5 protein-coding genes are annotated in these 13,293 nt (G+C 46.8%); 3 read left to right on the forward strand and 2 right to left on the reverse strand.

What is annotated here, in order from left to right:
- Positions 1-117 precede the first annotated feature (117 nt).
- The gene (locus tag Q9312_RS17900; RefSeq protein WP_309202223.1) at positions 118-2,862 is read left to right on the forward strand and encodes a glycoside hydrolase family 3 protein; all 2,745 of its coding nucleotides are present in this window, start codon (positions 118-120) and stop codon (positions 2,860-2,862) included.
- Between the two features lie 82 nt (positions 2,863-2,944).
- Positions 2,945-5,500, forward strand: coding sequence for a TonB-dependent receptor (locus Q9312_RS17905; RefSeq protein WP_309202224.1), 2,556 nt, complete (start codon positions 2,945-2,947; stop codon positions 5,498-5,500).
- Positions 5,501-5,610: 110 nt separating this feature from the next.
- Here Q9312_RS17905 and Q9312_RS17910 read toward each other — a convergent pair whose 3' ends face one another.
- Both Q9312_RS17910 and gltB read right to left on the reverse strand, forming a co-directional pair.
- A complete protein-coding gene (locus Q9312_RS17910; RefSeq protein WP_309202225.1) occupies positions 5,611-6,987 on the reverse strand; it encodes an FAD-dependent oxidoreductase in 1,377 nt (458 codons plus the stop codon).
- A 36-nt stretch (positions 6,988-7,023) separates the two neighbouring features.
- The gene (gene gltB, locus Q9312_RS17915; protein ID WP_309202226.1) at positions 7,024-11,481 is read right to left on the reverse strand and encodes a glutamate synthase large subunit; all 4,458 of its coding nucleotides are present in this window, start codon (positions 11,479-11,481) and stop codon (positions 7,024-7,026) included.
- A gap of 700 nt (positions 11,482-12,181) precedes the next feature.
- Between gltB and Q9312_RS17920 the strand changes: the two genes are divergently transcribed.
- Positions 12,182-13,240 (forward strand): hypothetical protein, encoded by a 1,059-nt coding sequence (locus tag Q9312_RS17920; protein ID WP_309202227.1) that lies wholly within the window; start codon positions 12,182-12,184, stop codon positions 13,238-13,240.
- Positions 13,241-13,293 lie beyond the last annotated feature (53 nt).

A 13,293-nucleotide genomic window follows, 5' to 3' on the forward strand; every position in this document is an offset into this window, starting at 1 on the left:
GTGCATCGAGTTTCAATGTACCGGAAATAAAAACTTTATGAAAGCGCTTTCATAAAGTTTTTTTATCGGCTAGACTGCGCAAAATTCAAGTCAACAATCGCCAGCGAAGGAGCCTGGATGAAGCAGTTTCGATGGAGTCACCGGTTGCCCCAGAAAAGAGCGGCTAAACAATTGGGTGACGTTAAAAAGTTTCAGTCGATGCAAAAAATAACGTGGGCGATCAAATCGTCTTTATCCACAAATTTATTAACTGTCCCATTAACGACCGGGATAAAAAAATTGAAAAGTAAACGAGTAAAACAAGCATTAATGGGAGTCATTATGACAGTCGTTGGGATCACTGGGTGTCAGAAGCCATCGGACGCATCAGCCGACCGTGCTGGTGAAGAGATGAAAAATACCCCGTCCACTGACCAAAGAGGTCAACCGTCACTTTCAAGTGCCGCCGCTATTTGGCCCAAAGTCGATGCGGCTTTGCCACCGCAGCCAGACATTGAAGCTCAAGTTGCCGCGTTGCTTAATAAAATGAGCCTCGAGCAAAAAGTCGCTCAAATGATTCAACCTGAAATTCGCGACTTCACTCCCGATGATATGCGAGAGTACGGTTTTGGATCCTATTTGAACGGTGGTGGCTCTTTTCCCAATCAAAATAAGCACGCGGCGATCGAAGACTGGATTCAACTTGCCGATGATATGTATGTCGCGTCAATGGATGCGTCAAAAGATGGTATTGCCATTCCTGCTCTTTGGGGGACGGATGCCGTGCACGGACATACCAACGTTATTGGCGCGACGATTTTTCCTCACAATATCGGTTTGGGCGCTGCCAATAACCCTGAGTTGGTAAAGCAGATCGCTCAGCTCACGGCGCAAGAAGTAGCGGCGACAGGCATTGATTGGGTCTTTGCTCCAACGGTTGCCGTTGCCAGAGACGATCGTTGGGGACGATCGTATGAGAGTTACAGTGAAGATCCGACACGGGTCGCTGACTACGCCGAAGCCTTTGTAAAGGGGATGCAAGGTGAGCCAGAAAAAGATTTTTTAAGCCCCGGTAAAACCCTAGCGACCTTAAAGCATTTTATCGGTGATGGCGGAACAGAGCAAGGCGACGATCAAGGTGACACCATCGTCGAAGAAGATGCACTTTTCCAAATTCATGGCCAAGGTTATGCACGTGGCATTGGCGCCGGCGCACAGTTTGTGATGGCGAGCTTTAACAGTTGGCAAGGACGTAAATTGCATGGTCACCATTACCTTCTACAGCAAGTACTTAAAGATCGAATGGGCTTTGATGGCGTGGTCGTTGGAGACTGGAACGGGCACGGTCAAGTCGCTGGGTGCAGCAACGAAAGTTGCCCGCAAGCGATCAATGCGGGCGTTGATATTTTAATGGCGCCAGGACAGTCATGGAAGGCCTTGTATTACAACACCATCGAGCAGGTACAGCGCGGCGATATTTCAATGCAACGAATCGATGATGCGGTAAGTCGAATTCTGCGAGTGAAATTTCGCGCGGGTTTATTTCAACGAGGAAAACCCAGTGAAGCACTAACGCGGTATCAACTGAATTCGCTGGGTGATGCTAAACATCGAGCCGTTGCTCGCGATGCCGTTCGTCAGTCGTTAGTGTTACTGAAAAATAATCGAAAAATTTTACCATTACATCCGAAGCAAACCTTTTTATTAACCGGTGCGGCGGCTGACAATATCGGACAGCAAAGTGGCGGCTGGACCATTACTTGGCAGGGAACCGGCAACAATAATCAAGACTTTCCTGGTGCGACCTCGATTTACCAAGGGCTTAGAACACAAATTGAACAAGCGGGTGGCAAGATTTTCTTGAGTGACGATGGCTCTTTTCAACATCGACCCGACGTCGCCATTGTCGTGTTTGGAGAGCAACCCTACGCAGAAGGCAATGGGGATATCAGTAACCTAGAGTTCGAACGTGGAAACAAACGCAGTTGGCGGTTATTGAAAAAATTTAAAGCGGAAGGCATTCCCACGGTGTCCGTATTTTTATCGGGACGTCCAATGTGGGTAAATCCTGAATTAAATCAATCCGATGCCTTTGTTGCTGCTTGGTTGCCCGGTAGTGAGGGGGAAGGTATTGCCGATGTATTGCTGCAAAGTTCGCAAGGAGAAGTGCAGTTTGATTTTGTTGGCAAGCTGCCATTTTCATGGCCAAGAGCGGCGGATCAAGCGCCATTGAATGCCCCTTATATTGGGCAGCAGCCTTTATTTCCGCTGGGTTTCGGATTGAGCTATCAACAAGAGCCAAAGCCGCTCGCGGTGTTATCCGAACAGCGTCCAGATTTGCCGCAACAGCCGCCAAGCAAACCCATCTTTCAACGCTCAGTACAACCGCCGTTTCGAACCATGCTGGCTAATGATAAAGAGATTGTCGAGTTGGTGAGCAACAGTCAATCGATTGCTGGGTTACAAGTTAGAACGGTAGACCGACTCGTGCAAGAAGATGCATTGGCGGTCGCGTGGACAGGAACACAAAGTGCTGGGATCGAGTTTAGCAGTCCTTTCACCGAAGATTTGCGTGATTGGTCGAGCAGTGCAGCCATTATGAGTTTTGATTTGCGGCTGTTGAGCAGTGCCGATGGTCCTTTGTGGTTGAATGACCACGCTTTGGATTTGCGCCAGCTTGTGCAGCTCGACCACTCGCAATGGCAAACGATCGCGGTGCCTTTGGGTTGTCTTTTTGTGCCGGATCATTTGTCGGCGGTGGCCAAGGTTTTTTCCATTAGGGCTGAACACCCATGGCAAGTTCAATTGGCCAATGTGGTTATTCAATCACAGCCTTTACCTGAACAACGCGTGGTGTCGTGCGAATCAATAAAAGATGAATAAAAATTTTTTACAAGGATATGAAAGCGATTTCATAGAAAGATAAATCGGTTAGATTAAGTATGATGAAACAGTAGGGGGATCTATGTGGAGTAAATCGATGAAGCCACTGGCGTATTTTGTGGCCGCCGCAATCGGGAGTTTATACGCTGCTGATGAAGGTGAACAAAAACAAAAAAAGAAAAATCAGTTGGATGATGAAGTGCTGGTGATCACCGCAACTAAAGTGAAAACAGAACTGATGGAAACACCCATTGCAGTGACCGCTTTGAGTCAATCGCAATTGAATCGGTCTGGGGTCTCTGATGCTCGTGATATTGGCAATTTAGTGCCTAATATGGACATCAGTTTTTCACCATCAGACAGTGGTGTCCAAATGACCATGCGAGGAGTTTCCAGCAACAACTTTACTGAGCTGGGTGATCCGAGTGTTGGATTTCATGTTGATGGCGTTTACTCGCCACGTCCTCAAGGTGCAATGGCATTGATGTATGATTTAGAGCGGCTTGAAGTTTTGCGTGGTCCACAAGGCACGCTGTATGGACGAAATGCAACCGCGGGTAGTGTTAATCTAATTACCAAAGATCCGGATTTTAATGAGTTCACGACGGATGTTTTGTTTGAGCTTGGCAACTACAATCAACGACAACTTCGCACCACGGTCAACATTCCATTAACCAATACCTTTGCATTGCGAGCAAATTATTTTGTTGAGCAACGCGACGGTTATATTGATCAATTTATGGATGTTCGTGACCGTGACAATGACGGTATTCCCGATGTCGATCAGCGACGAAACTACGCGGTCAATGACAGTGATGAATACACCAACTCTGACCGATATGGAATGCGCATTACGAGTCTTTGGGATGTGACCGAAAAGTTGACCGCGCGTTTTGCTCTGGAGCGTTTTCAAGACAACAGTGCCGGCGGTTATGTCGCGCCCGATTGTAAACAAAGTCCGGCGGCCTGTGCCTACTACGGCGGTGATGAGCGAACGGTTTGGGTCAATGTTCCGGGCGAACTCGACATGACCATCGATAGTTTTCGAGCAAAGTTAAGCTACTTTATATCTGACGATGTGCAGTTAGTTTACAACGCTGGGTGGGCCTATCAAGAGCGCAGCCAGCAGTGGGATGCCGACATGGGTTGGTTTCCAACTCCTGGTCCAGACACTGGGTGGGGATGGTCAGGTTATTTGTACACGCCATGGGGCGATGATCAATATTTAGCAACGCGTTGGTCTGATTACAAATCGATTTCGCATGAACTGCAGTTGCAAGGCACTTACGAAGACAAAGTCAGTTGGATTGTCGGTTACTTTAACTTTACCGAAGACAATGCCATTCACTTTGATGTCGAAAGCCCATTTTGCTGTGGCGCTCCAACGCCAGGCGCAGGCTCATTTATTCAACCTGAGCGACTGCTCGACTCAGAAGCTTTATTTTCACAAGCGACGTTTCATTGGAGCGAAGACTTACACTTTACTTTTGGCTATCGCACAACCACCGATCGTAAACGTGATATTGGTGGTGTCAACTGGGGCGCATGGGGGCCGTGGAGTTATGATGCAAACGGTAATCGTGGTAGCTTTTCCGGTGGCGCATTTGGACCAGACGAAGGCATTGATTGGGGAATCGTTAATGATCCAGGCGCGATACCAACCTACACCAGTGATGATTTATTGCCGGGTATGGGAACGCAGGATTACGCCAATAATCTAGTGATTGTGGGTTACAACGATACGGATCATAAGTGGACGAAAGGCACTTGGCGGGTTGGCGTAGATTACGATTTAGACGCCGATAATTTTCTCTACAGTTATGTCGCGACCGGCTATAAAGCAGGGGGCTTTGGTGACGGCGTTGATATCGACGGGTTAGGCACTATTCAATTTTTTGGTTACAAGCCCGAAGAATTAATCAATTACGAAGTTGGTTACAAAGGTGTGCTTCTCGACGATAAATTAAACTTCGCCGTTTCCGCGTTTGTCAGTGATTATGATGACAAACAAGTCACGACTTTCCGTAAAGTTGGAGAGCATGCGGTTACCGATCAAGACATCTCAACCTTGCTCACTGAAAACGCCGCACAAGCATCGATTTCAGGACTCGAAGTTGAATTTAGCTGGCGCTTATCGGAGCAAGATAAATTGAGCGGTCATTTCGCCTACCTAGATGCAACCTATGATGAGTGGACCGGCTATTCTGATGGTTGGTACTGCGCCGAGAGAGAGGCGGCTGGTGCGAGCTTATGTGGTGAACAGGGTGAAGGCGACGTCAGTGGCAATCGTTTACCTTATACGCCAGAATTTTCTTGGACATTGAATTATGAACGGGTTTTCGAGCTAGCGGGTGATGGCGCAATTACGACTTGGTTGTCTGTGCACTGGGAAGATGATTCACACTTAACCGATCGCAATTTTGATGAGCTGCCAGCTTACAGTGATGTGCGTGATGCTTGGCATAACATCAATGCCAGTGTTCGTTACGATACCGGACAAGATTGGTACCTTGAAGCCTATGTCTATAATGCGACCGATGAGTTAGTTAAGACCTGGTCAAACGGTGGCGCTCAATACCCGAAATGGGGATGGAACTCACCTCGTATGTTGGGTATTCGCTACAGCAATCAATTTTAAAAAACGAACCGCAGCTATCGATGGCTGCGGTTGCTTAATTTTTGCAGATCATTTCTCCCAAAGGGGCGTTTGTGTAAATGGAATTGCACAAACGTTTTTTTAGAGCCTTATCAAACTAATACGCCTAGATCTCGACAAATAGATTCGGCAGCTTGACGTCCTTCTGCGATGGCGGTAACGACAAGATCAGCTCCGCGAACCATATCACCGCCGGCGTAAATATTCTTATCTTGCGTGCGATACCCTTGATGCTCACTTGTTTCGACTAACTGCCACTGGTTAAAGGTGACGTTTGATGTCTTTAACCATTCTGGTTGTTCACCACGAAAACCGTAGGCGACAATGACTGCATCGCACTCAAGAGTGGCTTTGGAATTATCGGCGGTGTTATGACAGTGAAGTCCGGTTAATGCGCCACTTTCATCACGCAGACATGACTCCGCTTGGTGATGCCAAACAAACTCAACACCTTCTTCTGTGGCATGCTTGAACTCTTTTCTCGAACCCGGCATCGCCTCTTGATCTTTTCGGTAAACGCATCTTACACGTTTTGCGCCTTGTCGAATGGCCGTGCGAACACAGTCCATGGCGGTATCTCCACCTCCTAGCACAATAACGTCTTGATCTTTAAAGTCGATGTAGTTAGCCGTTTCGACCGGGTAATCGTGCAAGTGGCAAGTATTGGCAATTAAATAGTCGAGGGCTTTATGCACGCCTTGGTCGACACCTTCACCTAAATTGGCAGCGACGGTTTTGTAAGTGCCAAGACCCAGAAAAACTTTGTCATAATCTTGATTAAGTGTTTCAAACGAAAGATCACGACCAATCTCAACACCAAGTTTAAACTCAATACCCATGCTCTCAAAAATCTCTCGACGTTTAGTCATGACCTGTTTTTCTAATTTAAATTCCGGAATACCAAACGTCAGCAGTCCGCCAATTTCGGGGTAACGATCAAACACCGTGACTTGCACGCCGTTTCTAATTAGTACATCGGCACATGCGAGTCCTGCTGGCCCGGCACCAACCACGGCAACTTTGTAAGGTTGTGGTTTGGCTTTACTGACGTCAGGACGCCAACCTTGAGCAAAGGCATTGTCGGTAATAAATTTCTCCACCTGACCAATCGTTACCGCGCCAAAGTCATTGTTTAATGTACAGGCCTGTTCACACAACCGATCTTGCGGACACACTCGACCACACACTTCGGGTAAGCTATTCGTTTGATGGGAAAGTTCGGCGGCTTCGATGTATTTGCCTTCGGCGGCGAGCGATAACCAATCAGGAATGTAATTGTGCACCGGGCATTTCCATTGGCAATATGGGTTTCCACAGGCAATGCAGCGCGAAGATTGTTCTTTTATGCCTGGTTGTTTAAATGAGCGATAAATTTCTGCAAACTCATGCTTTCGAACCTCAATAACTTGTTTCTCTGGTTCTTCACGTTGTAAATCGACAAACTCAAATAAAGGACGATGTTCACCCATAATGTTTGCTCCTATGATTAGTCTGATGAGCCACGTTTAACCTGCCTTAACCAAAGATATTAATTTGGCTTTGGGTCGCGGTTCTTTCGCCACAACTTTTACTTTCGGAGAAACATATTTAAAGGCTCCTAAGTAATGCTCAAAGCTTTCGAGAATTTGTTGTGCCCACTCACTTTGAGTGTACTGTGCATGTTGTTCGATAAGTTCGCGTAATCTTTGCACGGTATTTGGATTGTTAACCTCTGAGAGGCGTTCAATGCTGACAAATTCTTGGTTGCAATACTCATGAAATAAATTTGATTGGTCGAGAATAAAAGCTTCACCACCGGTCATGCCTGCTGCGAAATTCCAACCAACATTGCCAAGCACGACCACACATCCACCGGTCATGTATTCACACCCATGAGCGCCGAGACCTTCGACCACCGCACTCGCGCCGGAATTTCTCACAGCGAAGCGCTCGCCCGCACGTCCCGCGGCGAAGAGTTCTCCGCCGGTTGCACCGTACAAACAGGTGTTACCGATAATGCTGTTGCGACGTGAAACTAACGACGAAACACGTGCAGGACGCAAAACAATACGACCGCCAGACATGCCTTTGCCGACATAGTCGTTGGCGTCACCTTCGACCGTTAGTTGCATGCCTGGTGAATTCCAAACGCCAAAGCTTTGTCCGGCCGTCCCTGAAAAATTCAGTTGAACAGGATGCTCAGTAACTCCTTGAGCGCCGTAAGTTTCGGCGATAAAGCCACTGAGTCGAGCGCCAATGGAACGTTGGTAATTTTTAATCCGATAACTGAGCGCAATGGCTTGTTGTGACTCGACCGCTAACTTGGCATCAGCCAAAATTTGCTCATTCAATAAACCTTTATCAAACGATGGGTTTGATTGTTCGACGCAGTAGTTGGGAAATTGATTGACCACAGAAGCACTGCTTAATATGGCATCAAGATTAATTTGCTTATGTTTATCAATGCTGCTTTCTATGCGCTTTAATAAATGCGTTTGACCGATAATGTCTTCGAGTTTACTAATGCCTAAATAAGCGAGCCATTGGCGAACTTCTTGTGCAATAAATTGAAAATAGTTTTCAACTTTTTCGGGTAAACCATGAAAGTATTTTTGTCGCAATTGTTCGTCTTGAGTCGCGACACCGGTTGCACAATTATTTAAATGGCAAATGCGTAGATATTTGCAACCCAAAGCGACCATTGGTCCTGTGCCAAAACCAAAACTCTCGGCACCTAAAATAGCCCCTTTAATAACATCCAATCCCGTTTTAAGGCCGCCATCAACTTGTACCGTTACTTTATGACGGAGCCCATTTTCAACTAACGCTTGTTGCACTTCTGCGAGACCGAGTTCCCACGGAGAACCGGCGTATTTAATTGAGCTGAGAGGGCTGGCACCAGTGCCTCCATCATAGCCAGAAATGGTGATCATGTCGGCGTAAGCTTTGGCAACACCCGCTGCGATAGTGCCAACGCCGGGTTCAGCGACGAGTTTCACCGACACTCTTGCCGTTGGGTTAACTTGTTTGAGATCAAAAATTAACTGTGCAAGATCTTCAATGGAGTAAATATCATGATGCGGCGGCGGCGAAATAAGTGTGACGCCGGGTACTGAGTGGCGTAACTGAGCAATTAACGCAGTGACTTTGTGACCGGGAAGTTGACCGCCTTCTCCTGGTTTGGCTCCTTGGGCAACTTTAATTTGCAGAACCTTAGCATTCACTAGGTAGTGCGCAGTAACACCAAATCGTCCGGAGGCTATTTGCTTGATGTTGGAATTTTTAAGCGTGCCGAAACGAGCCGCATCTTCACCACCTTCACCTGAGTTCGAATTACCTCCCAGTCGGTTCATTGCGATCGCTAATGACTCATGCGCCTCTGGAGAAAGCGCACCAATTGACATGGCCGCACTATCGAAGCGAGTAAATATGGATGCTGACGATTCTACTTGCTCTAGCGCTAACGGATTCTTTGAGGGTGCCAATCTAAGTAAGTCTCTGAGTGCTAAAGGCGAGCGTTGATTCACGGTATCGGCAAATTGTTGATAGTCGTCGTATTGTCCTGTGGTGACCGCGGTTTGTAGTTGTTGAACAACATCGGGGTTATAAGCATGTAACTCGCCATTGAATTGGTATTTCAAAAGTCCACCTTGAGGGAGCGGCTGCTGCTGTTGTTTTGCTCGTTGATGTTGCTCTCGAGCGTGTTGTTCTAGCCATTCAAAATTAACACCTTCGATACGCGACGCCATGCCAGGAAAACAGCGACGAATGACTTCTGAGTGAAGACCTAACCCTTCAAACAACTGGGCTCCGCGATAGCTGGCCATTGTCGAAATACCCATTTTTGAAAGGATTTTTCGTAATCCATACTCAATGCCTTGTCGGTAATTTAATATGGCCTCGGAGAGTGCGGCGGCCGTTTGATCTTCAATTAACGCCGCGATGCTTTGATAGGCCAAATACGGATAAACCGCGGTCGCGCCTAATCCGCACAACACCGCAAAATGATGTGGGTCGCGAACATACCCACTGCACACAATAATGTTGCAGTCACAACGCAAGCCTTGTTCAATCATGGCATTGTGAATAGCGCCCGTTGCTAATGCGGCATGAATAGGCACTTCTTCGGCGTTGAGTTCACGATCGGATAAACACAGTAGCACCACACCGTCTCGAACGACCGATAAAGCCTCTTCAACCATTCTTTCCATCGCCTCTGCGAGTGTTTCATTAGGTTGTAAGGCTAAGCGAACCGTGTAATGACGATAGTGTTTTCCTTTTAACTGGGCGAGTTGTTGGTATTCGCTATGCGTGAGCACCGGCGACTCAAGAACCACACGATAAGCATGTCCGGTGGTTTCTTGGAATACATTGTATTCAACACCGATACAGGTTTCTAAGCTCATACTGGCTTTTTCTCGCAAGGAGTCGATGGGAGGGTTAGTCACCTGCGCAAATTGTTGTCGAAAATAATCAAATAGATTTCTTGGTTGAGCCGACAACACTGCGACGGGAGTGTCATCACCCATGGAGCCAGTGGCTTCAACGCCTTGGTTAGCTAATGGCAATAAAATGCTGCGTTTTTCTTCTTCAGAAATGGTGAAGCGCTTTTGTTGCTCAAGCAATTGCTCAGACGAAATTGGATCGATGGTCTCTTGCGAATAACGAGACAAAGTTAAGTGATTTTCTTCTAACCATTCACGATAAGGATGGCGCGTTTTTAACTCATCATCAATTTCTCTACTTTTCCAAATTTTGCCCATCGCAGTATCTACCGCCAGTAGTTCACCTGGACCCACTCGACCTTTTTCAAGGACATCCGCTTCATCGTAATCCCAGACGCCTACTTCAGAAGCGAGGGTGATTAGGTTGTCTTTGGTAATGACATAACGAGCCGGACGCAATCCATTTCGATCAAGCGTGCAGGCGACGTGTTGTCCATTGGTCATCACAATGCCCGCTGGGCCATCCCAAGGCTCGATATGCATTGAGTTGAATTCATAAAATGCGCGAAGATCAGGATCCATACCGGGCAAATTTTGCCATGCAGGTGGAATTAACAGTCGTAACGCTCGAAAGATATCCATACCCCCAGCAAGAAACACTTCAAGCATATTGTCGAGAGACGAGGAGTCGGAACCGGTTTGATTGACCAAGGGTTCAATTTCTTTTAGATCGGGTAATAACGGCGTGACAAACTTACTGGTTCGAGCCTTCGACCAGTTTCGATTACCGGTGATGGTGTTGATTTCGCCATTGTGGGCAAGAAAGCGAAACGGTTGCGCGTACTTCCATTGAGGAAGCGTATTGGTCGAAAAACGCTGGTGGAATAAACAAATGGCACTGGTGAAATCTGACGCTTGTAAGTCAGGATAAAATTGCGCGAGATGTCGCGGCATGACCAATGCTTTATACACCATAACCATGCACGACAAAGAGGATACGTAATAATCTGGGCAGTTTATTTCGCGAAGTAATCGCCAAGCAGCCCGTCGTCGAGCAATGAACAGTCGGCGCTCCATATCGTGCTTGCTCCAGCCAGGCATTCCTTGAACGAAAATTTGTTCAATCTGGGGCAGTGAGTTGAGAGCGACTTCACCGCAAATGGAGGTGTCTTTGGGGACTTTACGCCATCCAATGACCGACAAGGTTTCTCGTCGAATCTCTTGTTCTAGAACTTCTCGACAGGTTGCCGCTAAGCTTTCATTTTGACTCAGAAACACCATACCCACGGCAAAGTCTTTGCCGAGTTTAAAGCCCTCATCAGCGGCTACTCGGCGTAAAAAAGCTTCTGGCTTTTGAATCAGTAAGCCGCAACCATCACCAGATAAACCATCACTAGCAACTGCCCCTCGGTGGGTCATTCGATTGAGCGCCTGCAACGATGTCTCAACGAGTTGATGACTTGCTTCACCTTCAATGTGAGCAATCATTCCAAAGCCGCAGTTATCTTTTGCCTGACTGTGATGGTACAGAGAACTCATGCCATGGTCCTTATATGTTTTGGCACAGGCGATAAGGAATGAAAACTCGATTCCAAAGGACTGTGCTTTGGTTATACAACCCAGTATTTGCCCGGTACCCGTCCCTAGAATTTAGAGGGAGTTACTCCGTACCATTGTTTCTTGTTTTTGATGGGATGGTTACAGAGAGCGTCCGGCATAGCTGCTTAAATGTTGCCGAAAGTGCGGGCTCGGTCCTATCGTTTTTGGAGCACTGTGTTGTTTCGGCATCCGATTTAGTGTTCGGAGCCTTCGTTATTTATTATTCGTTATTCGATTATTTTTCTTATGCTGCATGGCAGCAGTTGTTCAGTCTATAACGAATATTTAAGCAATGTCTAGTGCTTGTTGTGTAATAAAATTACATAAAATAAATGATTTTGGAAATAACTTTTACGATTTAACCGTCTTTGCTTTACTTGGCAAATAAAGGCGAGGAGGTTATCTTTTTGTTTTTATTGGTTATTGTTTTGTTTTCGTTGATAGGCGGAGTTTAGCAGCTTTTTAGGAAGTTTTTTGTAATTATATTTCAAAAATAGATTTTTTATGCGCTTTATGCCTTTTAATTATTCATGTGTCTAAAATGCCTGTAACTCTAAACTTACCCTATGTCTTGGCCGATAACGCTAGTAAATGTATGAACTGCATCTAATCATCAGCGAATGAGTAGAAGAGGCGCCCGATGGACTATATTCGAAACAAACTCATGCGAAGTAGCAAGCGCGGTAAGGTTAATTGGCACTGCGTGAACCTTTTGGTGCTGGCGCTCGTTTCTTTCAGTGCTTATGCCAGTAAAGTTGTACAACTGCCCTATTTAAAGGGTAGTGAAACTCGACAATATGCGTATGTGCTGTGGCAAACCAATCCCGGTGCCGCAACGAGCATTCAATTATTGCCCACGGTCAATGCGACGGGGAGAACCGAATATGCGTCGAGCCAGTACTCGGGATTGGCCAAGCATAGTGAAGTTCGAAACCTGCCATCAGCATTGCATAATGCGGTGGCGCATTTGGTGAGTCATGCTGGGTTTCAGGTTTCTCAAAAAGAAGCCCCTTGGAAACTCCAATTTGTGCTTTATGATTACCAAACTCTGTACGCTTTGGACGATCGCGATCATGCGGCTAGTTTGGGTCTTGGTCAACTTGACCGGGTTTGGAGTCAGTGGGCCGGTGATAATAAAGCGTCTCGAGTGAAGTTGGCCTTAGTGCTTTACGATCATCTGGGGCATCAACAGCTTACCGTACCCGTCGCCGCTAGTATGATGCCATGTGAGCGTGGAGCGACCCCGATGGTTTATGGCCCTGGGCCAGAGCAACAATTTCTTAACGGTTTTGCCACCACGACAACCGGACAAACTTTTGCCGCTGCGGTCAATCGGTCGATGGTTGAATTAGTTCAATTTTTTGCCGATCAACCCATTCGCGGCTCAGTGTTAAAAGTTGATCGTAATGAAGTTTATGTTTCGCTTGGTAAAGGCACTGTGTACCCAAAAGAAGTACTGCAGTTGCAATATCAGCAAGATGCGGCGCTGCCTCCTTACACGGTCGGTCATTTAGCGGTCGAAGAAGTCGTTGATGACATTGCGATTACGCATCCTATCGATGTCTTTGCGGCGAATATCGTGTCTGGTGACCAGGTATCGATTTACAAAAAGTTGTCTCACCCGATCGCTTTACCGGTATCGAAAAGGGCCGTTGAATGCCAAGCGAGTGACTCCCGACAGGAGCAAACTGCTGAATAGTTGATTGTGTTAACGTCTATGAAACTTTAAGATAACCCGTTGTAGTCAGTAGG

Source organism: Pleionea litopenaei (assembly GCF_031198435.1).
GTDB classification, from domain to species: Bacteria; Pseudomonadota; Gammaproteobacteria; order Enterobacterales; family Kangiellaceae; genus Pleionea; species Pleionea litopenaei.

What these genes read in the sequence shown, in the direction of transcription:
- Q9312_RS17905 (WP_309202224.1), top strand. Translation starts at nt 2,945, where the DNA reads ATGTGGAGTAAATCGATGAAGCCACTGGCGTATTTTGTGGCCGCCGCA.
- Q9312_RS17920 (WP_309202227.1), top strand. Translation starts at nt 12,182, where the DNA reads ATGGACTATATTCGAAACAAACTCATGCGAAGTAGCAAGCGCGGTAAG.
- Q9312_RS17910 (WP_309202225.1), bottom strand. Translation starts at nt 6,987, where the DNA reads ATGGGTGAACATCGTCCTTTATTTGAGTTTGTCGATTTACAACGTGAA.
- Q9312_RS17900 (WP_309202223.1), top strand. Translation starts at nt 118, where the DNA reads ATGAAGCAGTTTCGATGGAGTCACCGGTTGCCCCAGAAAAGAGCGGCT.
- gltB (WP_309202226.1), bottom strand. Translation starts at nt 11,481, where the DNA reads ATGAGTTCTCTGTACCATCACAGTCAGGCAAAAGATAACTGCGGCTTT.